This is a genomic window from Burkholderia pulmonis, assembly GCF_984667975.1.
This window is the reverse complement of the sequence record NZ_OZ480186.1, coordinates 573,776-590,200: the sequence shown is the minus strand read 5'-3', so window position 1 is coordinate 590,200 and position 16,425 is coordinate 573,776. Positions and strand designations below refer to the sequence as shown.

Here is a 16,425-nt window from a genome sequence, read left to right as displayed (position 1 = left end):
GTCTGGAATGAGGTCGTCGACGGCCGGCGAGCGGCGCCACCGAGGGCGCCTGTCGCCGGCCTCGCGCATCGCATCAGTGCGCGGCCGTGTTGTAGAACGTCACGAGGTCGGCTTTCTCCTGCGGACGCGACGTATCGTCGAGATAGACCATGTGTCCGCCCTGATAGTCCTTGATCGTCAGGTTCGGTTGCGTCCCGAGCCGCGCGAGGTCGAGCTCGGTCTGGTAGAACGGCGTCGCGATGTCGTGATACCCGTTCAGCGACAGCACCTTCAGCTGCGGATTCAGCGTCAGCGCCGCGGCCAGATCGGGGATCGTGTCGGGCATCGCGAGGCCGTCGTGCGTCCAGTCCCACGTGTTGATCGCATTGCTGCTCAACGAATAGGCCGACTGCGCGGTGTACTTCAGCTCGTTCGGCAGGTACGTGCCGATCGTGTCGGTGAACGGCTGCGTGATGTACGTGCTCGACGGGTCGCCGCCCGATGCAAGCGGGCTCGACACCGGCACGTTCACACGCGCGTCGTAGCGGCCGATCAGTGTGCCCGGGAGCAGCGACAGCTGGAAGCTGTTGTCGAAGAAGGTCGGGATCACGTTGAAGTTCGCATTCCACAGCGACTGCTTCACGCCGGTCGAGTTCGCCATCGTCGTGACGAGGTTCGGCGGCGGCGGCGTATGGCTCGCGAGATACGCGTTCACGGCGGGCGCGTAGCTGCCGGCCGTCAGCAGGCGCATCTGGTCCGCGTACTGCGGCAGGTTCGACGGGTTCGGGTTGTCGAGCTGGTAGTACGCGCCGACGGTGCCGTACGACGGCACGAAGCCCGCGCAGCTCACCGGGCTCGAACCGTTGTTCGAGTTGCCGATGTAGTCGCTCGCCATGTCGCAGTTCGTGTTGTAGTTCAGGATCGACGACTGCAGCACGATGCCGTCGAGCTTCACGCCGGCCGTCTCGAGCAGGTTCGCGAGCACGTCGGTACGCGGCGTGCCGTACGATTCGCCGAACAGGTATTTCGGCGAAGCGCTGCGCTGGTTCACGGCCAGGTAGCGCGTCACGAAATCGCGGAACGCGCCGCCGTCCTGGTCGACGCCCCAGAACGTCTGGTTCGTGTTCGGTGCGATCGCTTCGGAGAAGCCGGTGCCGATCGCATCGACAAACACGAGGTCGGTCGTGTCGAGCAGACTTTCCTGGTTGTCGACAAACGGGAACGTCGACGTGTTCGCGTTCGGGTCGCCCGTCTGGATCCGGCGCGGGCCGAACGAACCGAGATGCAGCCACACCGACGCCGAGCCGGGGCCGCCGTTGTACAGGAACGTGACGGGCCGCTTCGCCGCGGGCTGGTTGTCGGCCGTATAGGCGACATAGAAGAACGAGGCTTCGGGTGCGCCCGTCTGCGGATTGCGCGCGACGAGGTGGCCGGCCGTGGCCGTGTAGCGGATCGTCTTGCCGTTCAGCGTGATCTGGTGGTGTGTAACAGCCGCCTTTTCAACCGCGGCGGAGGCGTCGAGCGACGCGTTCGCGCTCGACGAATAACTGTTCGGATCGTTGTACGCCCTGTCCACCTGACCGGCGGGATCGGCTGAATTGTCGGCGCTTGCAGCGGCGGACGATGTCACGTCGTCGTTGCAGGCCGTCAGAATCAGCGAAGAAAACACCACCCCCAACAACAGCTTCGCTTTGCTCGCTGGCATCGTTGCGTTCCTTCTCTCGGATGTTTTTTGTATCGAGCAGCCGGATAAGCCACCCCCCGCCTCGATTGCGGCCGATAAGCCGAGGCGCTGGCCAATATACGCGAGCGAGTCAGCTTTGAAAAATTTTGAAATATTTGGCTGGCAGACGGTGCAGCGCACACCTTTCAGGAATGCTTCGATTCCCGAAACGTTACATTTCACGTCGCTTTCATCGGCGCTCGCGTTTACCCGGAAAAACTAAAAACGCGCGAATTTCGTGCCATATCGGCCAACAAAATTGCGCGGTCGCCGGCATTGCTCAGCAACGCGAAATAGACGAAATCGTCTAAAGGATGTGGCCCGAAATGCGTGCGACACGAACGCGCTGCGGCGCACCAATGGTGCGCGTGCGACGAAATGGACGATGCGACGGCGCGGACGCGCCGTTTATTCGGATTGAGGCAGTGCGGCCGCGCCCATCCGGCGCGCGATGACCGCCGCGCGTTGCGCCTGGTAGGCCGAGCCGCGATGCGCGTCGAACCAGCGCGGCTTCGGCAGCATCACCGCGAGGCGCGCCGACTGCCATGCGCCGAGCCGGCTCGCGGGGATCTTGTAGTAGTAGCGGGCGGCCGCCTCCGCGCCGTACACGCCGCGCCCCCATTCGACCGAATTCAGGTAGATCTCGAAGATGCGCTCCTTGTCGAGCACCGTTTCGAGCATCCACGTGATGATGAGCTCCTGCCCCTTGCGGATGTAGCTCTTCTCGCGCGACAGGAACAGGTTGCGTGCGAGCTGCTGCGTGATCGTCGAACCGCCCGCGACGATCTTGCCGCGCGCCTTGTTCTTCTCCCATGCCTGCAGGATCGCGTCGACGTCGTAGCCGTTGTTGGTCGCGAAGGTGGAGTCTTCGGACGCGATCAGCGCGCGCTTCAGGTTGCGCGAGATCTGGTCGTACGGCACCCACTGGTGCTGGATCTGTGCGGGCGGCGTGTCGCGCGACAGCCACCACGCGTCGGTACGCATGAACGCGGTCGAACCCGGGTTCACGAACGACCACAGCGCAATCTGCGCGAGATAGAACAGCTGCGTCGCGAGCCACGCGCCCGCGAACACCGATCCCGCATAGACGACCCAGCGAGCGAGGCCCACCGTCCGCGTGCGCTGCGTTCCGCCGACCGCCACCACGTGCCGCGCTCCGTTCAGCTCGCCGCGAGCGCCTGGCGCAGCGCGGCCAGCACCGGCGCGCCGTCCGGCCGCACGCCGCGCCAGATGAAGAACGATTCGGCCGCCTGCTCGACGAGCATCCCGAGCCCGTCGGCCGTGCGCGCGCCGAGCGACGCCGCATGCTGCATGAATACGGTCGGCTGCGCGCCGTACATCATGTCGTACGCGAGCGTGCCAGCGCCGAACGCGGCCGCGTCGCACTCCGGCAGTGCAGCGTCGAGGCTGCCGGCCGTCGCATTGATCACCACGTCGTACGGCTCCGCGCGCACGACGTCGGGACCGCCGCCCGCGAGCGTGCAGCCCGCATCGTGCGCGGCCTGCATGAACTGGCCGACGAGCGCTTCGGCCTTGCTCGCGGTGCGGTTCACGATTCCGATCGACAACGGCGCACGGTCGAGCAGCGGCAGCACGACGCCGCGCGCGGCGCCGCCCGCGCCAAGCAGCAGGATGCGTGCGCCCGCGAGCGACACGCCGAGATTGGCTTCGATGTCGCGCACGAGGCCGACACCATCGGTGTTGTCGCCGTGGATGCGGCCGTCTGCGTCGAAGCGCAGCGTGTTCACCGCGCCGGCCGCCGCCGCGCGCGACGACAGCGTGTCGGCCAGCGCATGCGCGTCGAGCTTGAACGGCACCGTCACGTTCGCGCCGCGGCCGCCTTCTGCGACGAACGCGCGTACGGCCGCTTCAAAGCCGTCGACCGGCGCGAGCCGGTGCGCGTACTCGATCGGCTCGCCGGTCTGCGCGGCGAACTGCGCGTGGATGAACGGCGACTTGCTGTGCGCCACCGGGTTGCCGAACACGACATAGCGGTCGGCACCGCTCGTCGACGCAATCGCGTTCATGATGCGCGTCCCTCTTCGCTGTCGTTGCCGCTGCCGCCCGCGGCTTCGCCGCCCGCTTCCGCCGTCGCGCCGTCCGCTTCGGCCAGTGCTTCGGCCTCGGTTTCCGCCGACGCGTCTTCCGCGTCGACCAGCGTGTCGTCGCCGCCTTCGGCGTCATCCTCTTCCTCGGCCGCGTCGCCGCTCGTCACGGTCGGCGCGTCGAGCACGTTCAGCAGGCGCACCGATGCCTCGATCGTCAGCTCGTCGAGCGACATCACGTCGAGCAGCACGCGCGTGCCGCGCGCATGCACGCCGAGCCCCGGCACGTGCAGCAGCAGCGGAATTTCCTCCAGGCGCACGAGATCGCCCTTCACGACGCTCGCGACGACGTGCTTCTTCTGCTCCTGCGCGAGCCAGCGCAGGCACCAGAAATATTCCATCCGGCGCTGGTAGTCGGCGTAGGCCGTATACGTATCGTCGAAGCCCTGCACGACCGCGTACAGGTCGGCGTCCTTCGGCTTGAACGGCGCGGCGAGCTTCGCGGTGACGCCGTGCTGCACGCACGCGAGCAGCTGCCACTGGTTCACGAGGTCGACGTAGCGGCGCAGCGGCGACGTGCTCCATGCGTACTGCGGCACGCCGAGGCCTTCGTGCGGCGCGGCCGTCGTCTGCATCCGCGTGCGCTTCGGGCCCGGCGCGCCGAACCCGCGCTGCGAGCGGTAGATGCCCGGCACCGTGTGGTCGTGCAGGAACGCGCCCCAGGTCGAGTTCGCGAGGATCGCGAGCTCCGACACGATCAGGTCGAGCGGCGACCCGCGGCGGCGCGGCGTGATCGACACGTGCTCGCCTTCGACGTAGAAGTTGTAGTCGGTGTTGCGCTGCACCTCGCGCTTCAGGCCGTAGCCCGCGCGCGCGACCTGGCGCTTCTCGAACAGCGCCTGCGCGAGCGGCCACAGCACGGCGATGTCGTCCTTGTGCGGATAGTCGCCGGTGCCGGCTGCGAGCGTCTCTTCGTTGACAAGCTCGTCGAGCGTGTTGTGGCGCAGGTTGTTCTTCACGAACACGAGCTCGGCCCGCGTCTCGTTCGCGACGATGTCCTGCGTCTCGCGGTTGACGATGATGTACAGCGACAGCGCCGGACGGTAATCGCCCTCTTTCAGCGTGAACACGTCGACGACGTCGTCCGGCAGCATCGTGATCTTGTCGCCCGGCATGTAGACGGTCGACAGGCGCGCGCGCGCGATCGCGTCGACCGCGTCGCCGCGCACGATGCCGAGCGCCGGCGCCGCGATGTGCACGCCGATCCGCACGCGGCCGTCGGACAGGTGCTCGACCGAGAACGCGTCGTCGATTTCGGTCGTCGTGATGTCGTCGATCGAAAACGCTTCGACATCCGCACGCGGCAGGTCGTCCGGCAGCGCGCCGACCGTGACGGCCGGGAAGCCCGTGCCGTGCGGGAAGAATTCCGCGAGGAAGCGCGCTTCGTGCAGCGCGCGCGGCGACGCGATGCCGCCGCAATCGAGCATCAGCCGCGCCGGCGACACGCCGCGCGCGCCGGCCGCCGCTTCCATCGCCTTGTATTCGATCGCGTTCTTGTCCGGCCGCGTCAGCAGCCCGAGCACCTTGCCCACGAATGCTTCCGGCAGCTTGCCGGCCTTCAGTTCCTCTTCATACTCCACCTGGACAAGCGCCTGCTGGCGCTTGCGCTCGAGCGACGCGAGCGCCATCTTGAGCTGCTCTTCCGGCGCGCGCTGATACTGGCCGCGCCCCTTGCGGCGGAAGTAGACGGGCGAGCCGTGCAGCCGCAGCACCAGCGCCGCGCGCTCGACCGGGCCGTACGTCGCGCCGAAGTACTCGGCGGCCAGCGCCGTATACGCAAACTCGTCGGCCGGCGCGCATTCCCACAGGAAATCCAGGTCGATCTGTTGCGCGGCCGTGTCGGCCTCCTGCATCAGCTCGCCCGCGGCCGGCTTCTCGAATTCGATCAACACGTCTTTCGCGCGCACCTTCGCCCGTCGCCCGCCGGGCAACTCGACCTGAAATGCATCGCCCTGGCGCGACAGCACGCTGCCCGCCTTGAAACTGCCCGATTCCTCGAAGAAAACGTTCACTCAGTACTCTCGTTCAGACTGCCCGGCGCCGCATCGGCAGCGCCGCATGATGATGGGGGATTCGATCGGCTCGCGGCCGGTTTATGACGTCTTTCCGTCGCAAAAGGCAAGAACGTCGTCGACATAGTCGGCAAATTCGCTGATCCCGTGATCGCTGCCTTCGATCACGCGGGTTTTCGCGCCCGGGTAATGGGCCAGCATTTCGCGGTAGTCGAGCACTTCGTCACCGGTCGCCGCGAACAGATAGTAGCGGTCGGCGCGCGTGATCGACGGCACGCGCAGCGCATCGAGTTCATGCAGGTGACGACGCTCGACGACGATCGTGCCGCCGCCGTGCCATAGCGGCTGTTCGCCGAGATGCTGCTCGAGATCGCGCTGCGGCACGATCGCCGGATTCAGCAGCACGGCCTTCCAGCCGTGCTTTTCTGCCAGCCACGTCGCGTAGTAACCGCCGAGCGAGCTGCCGACGACGGTCACGTCGCGCGCGCCGGCCACCTCGGCCTCCGCGACCGCGATCGCTTCGAGCGGCGACACCGACAACGACGGGCACCGCCACTCGCCCGTCCGGCCCAGTTCGGCCATGCGCGCGGCGAGCAGCCGCGACTTCTGAGATTCCGGCGACGACCGGAAGCCGTGCAGATACAGGATCACGTGCGGCTCCCGAGCGCGTCGAGCAGCTTCTGGTGCACGCCGCCGAAACCGCCGTTGCTCATCACGAGCACGTGGTCGCCCGGGCGCGCGGCCTCGACCACCGCCTTCACCAGCAGGTGCAGATCGTCGAACGCGCGTGCGCGCTCGCCGAGCGGCGCCAGCGCTTCGGCGAGATTCCAGCCGAGCGCGTCGCGCCCGGTCGGTGCGCCGTAGCCGAACACGAGATCGGCGTCGGCGAGGCTCGCCGGCAATTGCGACTTCATCACGCCGAGCTTCATCGTGTTCGAGCGCGGCTCGAGCACGGCGAGGATGCGGGCATTCTGGCGGCCGATGCGTGCACGAAGGCCGGCGATCGTGGTATCGATCGCAGTCGGATGGTGCGCGAAGTCGTCGTAGACGGTCACGCCGTCGACGCTGCCGCGCACTTCCATCCGGCGCTTCACGTTGCGGAACGACGCGAGCGATTCGGCCGCCTGCGCAGGCGGCACGCCGACGTGACGCGCGGCGGCGATCGCCGCGAGCGCATTCATCCGGTTGTGATCGCCCTGCACCTGCCACGCGACTTCGCCGACGCGCTCGGCCTGCGAGTACACCGCGAAACGCTCGTCGACCGGTACGCCGTCCTCGGCCGGCAGCGCCTGCCAGCCGCCGTCGACGCCGAAGCGCTCGACCTCGCTCCAGCAGCCGCGCGCCAGCACGCGCTCGAGCGCGTCCGAGCGGCCGTTCGTCACGATCCGGCCGACCCCGGGTACCGTACGCACGAGATGGTGGAATTGCGTCTCGATCGCAGCGAGATCCGGGAAGATGTCGGCGTGATCGAATTCGAGGTTGTTCAGCACGGCGGTGCGCGGCCGGTAGTGGACGAACTTCGAGCGCTTGTCGAAGAACGCCGTGTCGTACTCGTCGGCCTCGATCACGAAGAAGCTCGAATCGGTGAGCCGCGCCGACACGCCGAAGTTCAGCGGCACGCCGCCGATCAGGAAGCCCGGGTTCAGGCCCGCGTCCTCCAGCAGCCACGCGAGCATCGACGACGTGGTCGTCTTGCCGTGCGTGCCCGCGACCGCCAGCACCCATTTGCCGGCCAGGACGTGCTCGCCGAGCCACTGCGGCCCCGACACGTAAGGCAGGCCGCGATCGAGAATCGCCTCCATCAGCGGGTTGCCGCGCGTGACGACGTTGCCGATCACGAACAGGTCCGGTTCCAGGTCGATCTGGTCGGCGCCGTAGCCCTCGATCAGCGTGATGCCCTGCGCCTCGAGCTGCGTGCTCATCGGCGGATAGACGCCCGCGTCGCAACCCGTCACCGTGTGGCCCGCCTCGCGCGCGAGTACGGCGAGACCGCCCATGAAGGTGCCGCAGATGCCAAGAATGTGGATGTGCATAGATGAATGCTTTCGCGCCGCCGGGCGCCGTCGATTCGGAAAGGATGCGTGTGCGCCGCGCCGGACGGGCCGTGCGGCCGGCGACTTTACCGCGACACAAAGAACACTATTGTAACTGACGGCCTGCGATGCCCGGCGGCCCGAACGATCCGTGCGAACGGCTTCGGCGCGCCGGGCGGCAGGCCGCCGCACCCGTGCTCGGGCGCGACGGCGATCGAGTATGATTGCCGGATCATGTCTCGCAAACCTCTTGTCGACCCGCGGCGCGTCCGCGAGGAAATCGCCCAGTCCGCCGCCCGCCTGATCGCGGAGGACGGCCTGGACTACGCCGGCGCGAAACGCAAGGCCGCGCGCCAGCTGCTGGGCGATTCGCGCGTTGCCGGCGAATGGCTGCCGGATAACGACCAGATCGAGGAAGAACTGCGCGAGTTCCTCGCGCTGTTCCAGAGCGACACGCAGCCGGACGAACTGCGCCGCCTGCGCGAGATCGCGCTCGACTGGATGCGCCGGCTCGCCGAGTTCCATCCTTATGTGACGGGCGCCGTGCTGAACGGCACCGCGAACGCCCATTCGGATATCCATTTGCAGGCATTCACCGACAACCCGAAGGACGTCGCCATCTACCTGCTGAACCAGAACGTCCAGTACGACGTGTCCGAGACGCGGCACTTCGCGGGCCGCGGCGACGTCGAGACGCTCAGCTTCCTGTGGCGCCCGCGGCGCGACGTGGACGCGATCGGCATCCACCTCGCGCTCTATGCGAGCGACGACCTGCGCGGCGCGGTCAAGGCCGACGCGCGCGGCCGCGTCGCCCGTGCGGATGCCGCGGCGCTGCGCGCGCTCGTCGAAGCAGGCAAGGCCCCTTCCGAACCGGAATGATTCAACGATGATGATGAAACGCATGTTGGCGCTCGCGGTCGTCGCGGCCGCCGCCGTTGCCGGCGGGCTCGCCGCCGGCCATTGGTCCCGCGGCAGTGCCGACGACGGCGTCGCCGTCGCCGCGCCTGTTGCCCAGGGCAGCCCGGTGGAACAGTTGTGGGCTGCGTCGCTGACGGGCATCGACGGCAAACCGGCCACGCTCGCCGCTTTCAAGGGCCAGAAGGTCGTCGTCAATTTCTGGGCGTCGTGGTGCGGCCCGTGCGTCGAAGAGATGCCGGAACTCGTCGCGCTGTCGCACCAGTACAAGCAGAAAGGCATCCGTTTCGTCGGGATCGGCGTCGATTCCGAGCAGAACGTGAAGACTTTCCTGCAGAAGGTGAAGGTCGACTATCCGGTTTTCATCAGCGGATATGCGGGCGCCGATCTGGCCCGTAATTTTGGAAATACTGCCGGCGCACTGCCGTTCACGGTCGTCATCGACGAAACCGGCAAGATTCGCGAGACAAAATTGGGACAAATCCAGCCGGCCGAGCTGAAAAAGACGCTCGACGCGCTGTAACCGGCCCGAGCGATGGCCCTGACGTTGCCGGTGATTTGCCTGTCGATCGCCGCAATTTCGCGTGAATTCGCCGATACTTTGCAGCTGCGCCGGTAATTCTTGCAGGTCAGGCGCGTCCGACCGCTCGGCAAAACTAGACAAATTTCTCTAAATAGCGCTAAAGTTCGCGCAATTCCGCAGAAATAGAAGCGACCATGACACGATTGCTGGTGTTGCACGGCCCCAACCTGAACCTTCTCGGCACCCGGGAACCGGAGGTGTACGGCCGCGTCACGCTCGCGCAGATCGATCAGGCGCTTGCCGCGCGCGCCCGGGAAGCCGGCGCCGAACTGTCGTCGTTCCAGAGCAACCATGAAGGCGCACTGGTCGACCGCATTCAGGCCGCGCGGGAGGAACAGACCGATTTCATCCTGATCAATCCGGCCGCTTATACGCACACGAGCGTTGCGATCCGGGACGCGATCGCCGGCGTTGGCATCCCGTTCGTCGAGGTTCACTTGTCGAACGTGCATCGCCGCGAAGCGTTCAGGCACCACTCCTACTTTTCCGACCAGGCCGAAGGCGTGATCTGCGGGCTCGGCTGGAAAGGTTATCTGTACGCGCTCGAGTACGCGCTGGACAAGCTGCAAGGCACGTCGCGCGGCTGATTTCGCGATCTAGATTCAGCGCCGGCCCCTAACCGGCGCTTTCACGTATTGAAAGGGGAATTCCCGATGGATCTTCGTAAGCTGAAAACTCTGATCGACCTCGTTTCCGAATCCGGCATCTCCGAGCTGGAAGTGACGGAAGGCGAAGGCAAGGTGCGCATCGTCAAGAACGCGCCGCCGATCTACGTACAGCCGACGGCTGGGTATGCCCCGCAAGTCAGCGCGCCCGCTCCGGCCACGCTGCCGACCGAAGGCGCCGCGCCGGCCGCAGGCGGCGCAGCCGCTCCGGCCGTCCCGCAGGGCCACGTCGTGACGTCGCCGATGGTCGGCACGTTCTATCGCGCACCGTCGCCGGGCGCGGACCCGTTCGTCCAGGTCGGCGACACGGTCAAGGAAGGTCAGACGATCTGCATCATCGAAGCGATGAAGCTGCTCAACGAGATCGAGTCGGACAAGGCCGGCGTGATCAAGGAAATCCTGGTCGAGAACGGCCAGGCCGTCGAATACGGCCAGCCGCTTTTCGTGATCGGCTAAGCCCGCCGCGCGGCCCTGTCGGCCGCGCGCCGCCGATGCTCGCCAGGCGCCGTTCGCGCGCCCCTCGAAGAGACGAATACTCGCTATGTTTGAAAAAATCCTCATTGCCAACCGCGGTGAAATCGCGCTGCGCATTCAGCGCGCGTGCCGCGAGCTCGGCGTCAAGACGGTGGTCGTCTACTCGGAAGCCGACAAGGAAGCCAAGTACGTGCGCCTCGCGGACGAAGCCGTCTGTATCGGCCCGGCCCCGTCGAACCTGAGCTACCTGAACATGCCGGCGCTGATCAGCGCCGCGGAAGTCACCGACGCCGAGGCGATCCACCCCGGCTACGGCTTCCTGTCGGAGAACGCCGATTTCGCGGAACGCGTCGAGCAGTCCGGCTTCACGTTCATCGGTCCGCGCCCGGAAACGATCCGGATGATGGGCGACAAGGTCACCGCGAAGCAGACGATGATCAAGACCGGCGTGCCGTGCGTGCCGGGCTCGGAAGGCGCGTTGCCGGACGATCCGAAGGAGATCGTCAAGATTGCGCGCGCGATCGGCTATCCGGTCATCATCAAGGCGGCAGGCGGCGGTGGCGGGCGCGGGATGCGCGTCGTGCACACCGAGGCCGCGCTCGTCAACGCGGTCAACATGACCCGCGAGGAAGCCGGCCGTGCGTTCGGCAACCCGCAGGTGTACATGGAGAAGTTCCTCGAGAACCCGCGCCACATCGAGATCCAGGTGCTGTCCGATGCGTACAAGAACGCGATCTGGCTCGGCGAGCGCGACTGCTCGATGCAGCGCCGTCACCAGAAGGTGATCGAGGAAGCGCCGGCGCCCGGCATTCCGCGCCGCCTGATCGACCGCATCGGCGACCGCTGCGCGGACGCGTGCAAGAAGATGGGCTACCTCGGCGCGGGCACGTTCGAATTCCTGTACGAGAACAACGAGTTCTACTTCATCGAGATGAACACGCGCGTGCAGGTCGAGCATCCGGTATCGGAGCTGATCACGGGCGTCGACATCGTGCAGGAACAGATCCGCATCGCGGCCGGCGAGAAGCTCACGCTGCGCCAGCGCGACATCCAGTTCCGCGGACATGCGATCGAATGCCGGATCAACGCCGAAGATCCGTTCAAGTTCACGCCGTCGCCGGGCCGGATCACGTCGTGGCATACGCCGGGCGGCCCCGGCGTGCGCGTCGACTCGCACGCCTACAATGGCTATTTCGTGCCGCCGAACTATGATTCGATGATCGGCAAGCTGATCACCTACGGCGCGACGCGCGAGCAGGCGATCCGCCGGATGCGCATCGCGCTGTCGGAAATGGTCGTCGAAGGCATCCAGACCAACATCCCGCTGCACCGCGAGCTGATGATCGACTCGAAGTTCGTCGAAGGCGGCACCAGCATCCACTACCTCGAAAACCGGCTCGCGCAGAAGCAGCAGGTCGCACCGGAAGAAGCGTAAGCATGAGCTATCGCGAACTCGTCGTCGAACTGGCCCGCGAGCATGCGGAGGCACTGTCCGACGCGCTGCTCGACCTCGGCGCGCTGTCGGTGTCCGTCGAGGACGCCGACGCCGACACGCCCGACGAACAGCCGCTCTTCGGCGAGCCGGGCCTCGTGCCCGACCGCACCGCGTGGCAGCACTCGCGCGTGGTCGCGCTGCTGTCGGCCGACCATGAGCCGGCCGTGCTGCTCGCGGCGGCCGCGAACGAGATCGGCATTGCCGAGACACCGACGTTCGTCGTCCGCGAAGTCGAGGAACAGGATTGGGTGCGGCTCACGCAATCGCAATTCGAGCCGATCCCGATCGGCGAGCGGATCTGGGTCGTGCCGTCGTGGCACGACGCACCCGATCCCGACGCGCTCGTCCTCGAACTCGATCCGGGCCTCGCATTCGGCACCGGCAGCCACCCCACTACCCGTCTGTGCATGGAGTGGCTCGAGCAGTCGGTGAAGCCCGGCCAGTCGGTGCTCGACTACGGTTGCGGCTCGGGCATTCTCGCGATTCTCGCGAAGAAATGCGGGGCGAACCCCGTGATCGGCATCGACATCGATCCGCAGGCCGTCGAATCGGCGCGCCAGAACAGCGAACGCAACCGTGCGGAGGTCACGTACGGGCTGCCCGATGCATGCCCGGACGGCGAATTCGACATCGTCGTCGCGAACATCCTGTCGAACCCGCTGAAGCTGATGGCATCGATGCTCGCGTCGAAGGTCAAACCGGGCGGGCGCATCGCGCTGTCGGGCGTGCTCGCGCGCCAGGCGGACGAAGTCGCGGCCGTCTATGCGCGCTACGTCGACATCTCGGTCTGGCGCGAACACGAAGGTTGGGTATGCCTTGCCGGAACCCGGCGGGAAAGCCATTAGAATAGCGCTGTCCTTCACTCTGGCCAGCAGGCCGCCCGGCTCGACATGCTTCTTGCGACGCGCTGCCCTCATTGCGAAACCGTCTTCCGGCTGCAGCAGGAACAGCTCTCGCTGCATCAGGGGCTCGTGCGCTGCGGGCATTGCCACGAAGTCTTCAACGCCGCCGAATCGCTCGTTCCCGAGCATGCGCAGCAGCCCGAGCCGGTACTGACCGAAACGGCTGCCGCGCCGGACGGAGGCGAAGCGCCTCATCCGGCCCCGTCTGCCCGGCTGTTCGCGGCTGACGCGCCGTCCGGGCCGCCGTCCGACTCCGATTACAAGCCGGAAGGCTGGGACATGTGGGCGCCGTGGCTCGACGCCGGCGTCGATCCGTCGCTGCAGCACAACGTCGAGACCGTGCGTGCCGAGCCGCTGGTGCCGCTCGCGCTCCCCGCCACCGAAGCCGGTGTCGTTCACTTGTCGGGTACGCCCGCGCCGTTCGTCCCCTCGCCCGCCGAGCCGGATCCGTCGGCCGCCGCCGAACACCCGGCCGACCCTCATGCGTCGCCGGCACCGCACGAAAAACACGCATCGCACGAAGCCGAAGAAACATCGCCCGCGCCGATCGAACGTGATCCGCGTGAGCCTCGGTTCGTCGCCCACATTCCGTCGGAAACAGAAGCCGCCGGCGATGTCGCCGAACCCGTCGGCAACGCGCACTTCGCCGCCCCGGACGACGAACGCGCGCCGCGCGAGCCGCGTTTCGCCTTCACGCCTGCACCGGCTGTCGCCGAAGCCGGCACGCGGTCGGAGCCCGACGTCTTTGCCCGGCACGACAAGATCCCGGCCGCAGCCGCCGACGAACCGGCCGCACCGTTCCCGGCAGCACTGACCGACGACGATCGCCCGCACTTCGCCGTCACGCGCGAAACGCGCGCGCCGCAGCCGCGCGGGATGCTCGGCGGCTTTTTCGGCGGTCTCGTCGCCGCCGTGCTGGCCGTGCTGCTCGTCGCGCAACTCGCGTGGTGGCAACGCGAAGCGCTGATGATCTACTGGCCCGCCACGCAAGGCTGGTTCCGGCAGGCCTGCGCGCCGCTCGGCTGCAAGGTCGCGCCGCCGCGCGCGATCGACGGGCTGCGGCTCGACGCGACCGACCTGCGCCAGCTCGACGGCCCGCGCGAGCTCGAACTGAAGGTACCGCTGACGAACCGCTACCGCGTCCCGCTCGCGTACCCGTCGCTCGAACTCACGCTGCTCGACGATACCAATCACGTCACCGTGCGCCGCGTGCTTGCGCCGCGCGACTACGTGCGCCCGGGCACGCCGATCGACGCCGGGCTGCCGCCCGGCACGACGCAGACGATGGTCGTCCGCCTCGATACGAACGGCGCGCCCGCCTCGAATTTCCGCGTCCAGATCTTCTATCCGTGACGCGCCGCGGCGCGCTTGCGCGCCCGTCTCAACCCGCGCGCCCCAAGCGGCGCGCTATTTCGGAGCACGAACATGAGCAAAGTTACGCTGGGTGGCAACCCGATCGATCTCGCCGGCACGTTCCCGGCTGTCGGTGCACAAGCCGTCGATTTCAAGCTGGTCGGCAAGGACCTCGCCGATCTGTCGCTCGCCAGCTTCGCCGGCAAGCGCAAGGTGCTGAACATCGTGCCGAGCCTCGACACGCCGACCTGCGCGACGTCGACCCGCAAGTTCAACGAAGCCGCGTCGTCGCTCGACAACACGGTCGTGGTCGTCGTATCCGCCGACCTGCCGTTCGCCGCCACGCGCTTCTGCACGACCGAAGGCCTCGCGAACGTCGTGACGGCTTCGACGTTCCGCACCGGCCGCGCCTTCGCGAATGCGTACGGCGTCGACGTGACGAGCGGCCCGCTGAACGGCCTGACCGCACGTGCAGTCGTCGTGCTCGACGCGCAGGACAAGGTGATCCACGCTGAACTCGTCGGTGAAATCAAGGACGAGCCGAACTACGATGCAGCGCTCGCCGCACTGAAGTAAGCTTTCTACCGCTTTCCCCTGCCGCGCCGCGCCCTTCGCGCGGCGTTGTCGCGCAGGGCCCCTCATTTCTACAGGAACGCACACCTTGGCTACGCTGATTTGCGGCTCGATCGCCTACGACTCCATCATGACCTTCGAAGGGCGGTTCCGCGAGCACATCCTGCCCGACCAGGTGCACCTCATCAACCTGAGCTTCCTTGTGCCGACGATGCGCCGCGAATTCGGCGGCTGCGCGGGCAACATCGCGTACGCGCTGCACCTGCTGGGCGGCGATGCACGCGTGATGGGGACGGTGGGCGCGCTCGACGCGCAGCCGTATCTCGACCGGCTCGACCAGCTCGGCCTGCGCCGCGACCACGTTCGTGTGTTGCCCGAAACGTACACGGCGCAAGCGATGATCACGACCGATCTCGATAACAACCAGATCACCGCGTTCCACCCGGGCGCGATGATGCAGTCGCACCTGAACCACGCGGGCGACGCACCGGACATCAAGCTCGCGATCGTCGGCCCGGACGGCTTCGACGGGATGGTGCAGCACGTGGAAGAGCTCGCCAAGGCCGGTGTACCGTTCGTGTTCGACCCGGGCCAGGGTCTGCCGCTGTTCGACGGTGCGACGCTGCGCCGCAGCATTGAACTTGCGACCTATGTGGCGGTCAACGACTACGAGGCCAAGCTGGTGAGCGACAAGACGGGATGGTCCGAAGATGAAATCGCCAGCCGGGTCGACGCCCTCGTCATCACGCGTGGCGAGCACGGCGCGACCATCCGCCACAAGCAGGGCACGGAGCAGATTCCCGTCGTGCCGGCCGAGCGCATCGCCGATCCGACCGGTTGCGGCGACGCCTTCCGCGGCGGCCTGCTGTACGGCATCGAGCATGGCCTCGACTGGGCAACCTCGGGCCGCCTCGCGAGCCTGATGGGCTCGCTCAAGATCGCCCACCAGGGGCCCCAGACTTACGTACTGACGCGCGCCGAAATCGACGCACGTTTCGAGACTGCCTTCGGTTACAGTCTCAAATGAATATTGTGGGAGAGCAAAGATGTTGACGAAGAAAACCCTCACGCTCGCGGCCATGCTGACGGCCACGCTGACCCTCGCCGGCTGCTTCACGGCACCCGGCTCGGCAGACGTCTATAGCGTCGGCCAGGCGCAGCGCGAACAGACGGTCCGCATGGGCACGGTCGACAGCGTCCGTGCGGTGCGCATCCAGTCCGACGGCGGCGGCAGCGCGATCGGCACGCTCGGCGGCGGCGCACTCGGCGCGGTCGCAGGCAGCGCGATCGGCGGCGGCAAGGGCTCGATCCTGACGGCGATCGCGGGCGGCCTCGTCGGCGCCGTCGCGGGTAACGCGGTCGGCGAAAACCTCAGCACGGCGAACGGTGTCGAAATCACCGTGCGCCTCGACAACGGCGATCTGCGCTCGATCACGCAAGCAGCAAGCGGTGAAGCGTTCCGCGCAGGCGAGCGTGTGCGCCTGCTGTCGAGTGGCGGCGTCACGCGCGTCACGCACTAACCGGCATCCTCAGCACGCGGCGCAAGCCGCGGTCAAACGCATGTGCGAAGCTGCACATGCGTTTTTTTTCGTCCGTACTCGCGTCGCCGCGTT

Annotated in this window: 16 protein-coding genes; 10 read left to right on the top strand and 6 right to left on the bottom strand. The window is 67.0% G+C overall.

Annotation, left to right across the window (positions count from 1 at the left end; translation table 11 throughout):
• Nucleotides 1-73: 73 nt before the first annotated feature.
• From AC5LXK_RS02805 to mpl, 6 genes are all read right to left on the bottom strand, one after another.
• Complete coding sequence (locus AC5LXK_RS02805; protein ID WP_493390215.1) at nt 74-1,684, bottom strand: S10 family peptidase; 1,611 nt, start codon at nt 1,682-1,684, stop codon at nt 74-76.
• 426 nt (nt 1,685-2,110) lie between these two features.
• A complete protein-coding gene (gene mtgA, locus AC5LXK_RS02800) occupies nt 2,111-2,848 on the bottom strand; it encodes a monofunctional biosynthetic peptidoglycan transglycosylase (RefSeq protein WP_493390214.1) in 738 nt (245 codons plus the stop codon).
• Between the two features lie 14 nt (nt 2,849-2,862).
• Nucleotides 2,863-3,729, bottom strand: coding sequence for a shikimate dehydrogenase (aroE, locus tag AC5LXK_RS02795; protein ID WP_493390213.1), 867 nt, complete (start codon nt 3,727-3,729; stop codon nt 2,863-2,865).
• On the bottom strand, nt 3,726-5,819 hold the full coding sequence (locus AC5LXK_RS02790) for an RNB domain-containing ribonuclease (protein WP_493390212.1): 2,094 nt from the start codon (nt 5,817-5,819) through the stop codon (nt 3,726-3,728). The genes aroE and AC5LXK_RS02790 overlap by 4 nt, the downstream gene beginning before the upstream one ends.
• A gap of 81 nt (nt 5,820-5,900) precedes the next feature.
• Nucleotides 5,901-6,470: a YqiA/YcfP family alpha/beta fold hydrolase gene (locus AC5LXK_RS02785; RefSeq protein ID WP_493390211.1), complete on the bottom strand. Its 570-nt coding sequence runs from the start codon at nt 6,468-6,470 to the stop codon at nt 5,901-5,903.
• Nucleotides 6,467-7,852 (bottom strand): UDP-N-acetylmuramate:L-alanyl-gamma-D-glutamyl-meso-diaminopimelate ligase, encoded by a 1,386-nt coding sequence (gene mpl / locus AC5LXK_RS02780; RefSeq protein ID WP_493390210.1) that lies wholly within the window; start codon nt 7,850-7,852, stop codon nt 6,467-6,469. The genes AC5LXK_RS02785 and mpl overlap by 4 nt, the downstream gene beginning before the upstream one ends.
• Nucleotides 7,853-8,086: 234 nt before the next feature.
• On the opposite strand from mpl, the gene AC5LXK_RS02775 reads away from it, so the two are divergent.
• The 10 genes from AC5LXK_RS02775 (at nt 8,087) to AC5LXK_RS02730 (ending at nt 16,332) form a co-directional block, all read left to right on the top strand.
• On the top strand, nt 8,087-8,731 hold the full coding sequence (locus AC5LXK_RS02775) for a UDP-N-acetylmuramate--alanine ligase (RefSeq protein WP_493390209.1): 645 nt from the start codon (nt 8,087-8,089) through the stop codon (nt 8,729-8,731).
• 7 nt (nt 8,732-8,738) lie between these two features.
• Complete coding sequence (locus AC5LXK_RS02770; protein WP_493390208.1) at nt 8,739-9,290, top strand: TlpA family protein disulfide reductase; 552 nt, start codon at nt 8,739-8,741, stop codon at nt 9,288-9,290.
• Between the two features lie 194 nt (nt 9,291-9,484).
• The gene (gene aroQ, locus AC5LXK_RS02765; RefSeq protein WP_011350880.1) at nt 9,485-9,937 is read left to right on the top strand and encodes a type II 3-dehydroquinate dehydratase; all 453 of its coding nucleotides are present in this window, start codon (nt 9,485-9,487) and stop codon (nt 9,935-9,937) included.
• A 66-nt stretch (nt 9,938-10,003) separates the two neighbouring features.
• Nucleotides 10,004-10,471: an acetyl-CoA carboxylase biotin carboxyl carrier protein gene (gene accB / locus AC5LXK_RS02760; protein ID WP_493390207.1), complete on the top strand. Its 468-nt coding sequence runs from the start codon at nt 10,004-10,006 to the stop codon at nt 10,469-10,471.
• An 85-nt stretch (nt 10,472-10,556) separates the two neighbouring features.
• Nucleotides 10,557-11,924 (top strand): acetyl-CoA carboxylase biotin carboxylase subunit, encoded by a 1,368-nt coding sequence (accC, locus tag AC5LXK_RS02755; protein ID WP_059236250.1) that lies wholly within the window; start codon nt 10,557-10,559, stop codon nt 11,922-11,924.
• 2 nt (nt 11,925-11,926) lie between these two features.
• Complete coding sequence (prmA, locus tag AC5LXK_RS02750; protein WP_027783490.1) at nt 11,927-12,829, top strand: 50S ribosomal protein L11 methyltransferase; 903 nt, start codon at nt 11,927-11,929, stop codon at nt 12,827-12,829.
• A 45-nt stretch (nt 12,830-12,874) separates the two neighbouring features.
• A complete protein-coding gene (locus tag AC5LXK_RS02745) occupies nt 12,875-14,239 on the top strand; it encodes a zinc-ribbon and DUF3426 domain-containing protein (RefSeq protein ID WP_493390206.1) in 1,365 nt (454 codons plus the stop codon).
• A 72-nt stretch (nt 14,240-14,311) separates the two neighbouring features.
• Nucleotides 14,312-14,815 (top strand): thiol peroxidase, encoded by a 504-nt coding sequence (tpx, locus tag AC5LXK_RS02740; RefSeq protein WP_493390205.1) that lies wholly within the window; start codon nt 14,312-14,314, stop codon nt 14,813-14,815.
• 85 nt (nt 14,816-14,900) lie between these two features.
• Nucleotides 14,901-15,839 (top strand): carbohydrate kinase family protein, encoded by a 939-nt coding sequence (locus tag AC5LXK_RS02735; RefSeq protein WP_493390204.1) that lies wholly within the window; start codon nt 14,901-14,903, stop codon nt 15,837-15,839.
• Nucleotides 15,840-15,858: 19 nt separating this feature from the next.
• Nucleotides 15,859-16,332 carry an outer membrane lipoprotein gene (locus AC5LXK_RS02730; protein ID WP_493390203.1) on the top strand — a complete coding sequence of 158 codons (474 nt, stop codon included), beginning with the start codon at nt 15,859-15,861 and terminating at the stop codon, nt 16,330-16,332.
• The last annotated feature ends 93 nt before the right edge of the window (nt 16,333-16,425 follow it).

Coding starts and splice junctions, on each gene's coding strand:
- mpl (WP_493390210.1), bottom strand. CDS start 7,852: ATGCACATCCACATTCTTGGCATCTGCGGCACCTTCATGGGCGGTCTC.
- aroQ (WP_011350880.1), top strand. CDS start 9,485: ATGACACGATTGCTGGTGTTGCACGGCCCCAACCTGAACCTTCTCGGC.
- prmA (WP_027783490.1), top strand. CDS start 11,927: ATGAGCTATCGCGAACTCGTCGTCGAACTGGCCCGCGAGCATGCGGAG.
- aroE (WP_493390213.1), bottom strand. CDS start 3,729: ATGAACGCGATTGCGTCGACGAGCGGTGCCGACCGCTATGTCGTGTTC.
- AC5LXK_RS02745 (WP_493390206.1), top strand. CDS start 12,875: ATGCTTCTTGCGACGCGCTGCCCTCATTGCGAAACCGTCTTCCGGCTG.
- AC5LXK_RS02775 (WP_493390209.1), top strand. CDS start 8,087: ATGTCTCGCAAACCTCTTGTCGACCCGCGGCGCGTCCGCGAGGAAATC.
- AC5LXK_RS02730 (WP_493390203.1), top strand. CDS start 15,859: ATGTTGACGAAGAAAACCCTCACGCTCGCGGCCATGCTGACGGCCACG.
- accB (WP_493390207.1), top strand. CDS start 10,004: ATGGATCTTCGTAAGCTGAAAACTCTGATCGACCTCGTTTCCGAATCC.
- AC5LXK_RS02805 (WP_493390215.1), bottom strand. CDS start 1,684: ATGCCAGCGAGCAAAGCGAAGCTGTTGTTGGGGGTGGTGTTTTCTTCG.
- AC5LXK_RS02770 (WP_493390208.1), top strand. CDS start 8,739: ATGATGATGAAACGCATGTTGGCGCTCGCGGTCGTCGCGGCCGCCGCC.
- accC (WP_059236250.1), top strand. CDS start 10,557: ATGTTTGAAAAAATCCTCATTGCCAACCGCGGTGAAATCGCGCTGCGC.
- tpx (WP_493390205.1), top strand. CDS start 14,312: ATGAGCAAAGTTACGCTGGGTGGCAACCCGATCGATCTCGCCGGCACG.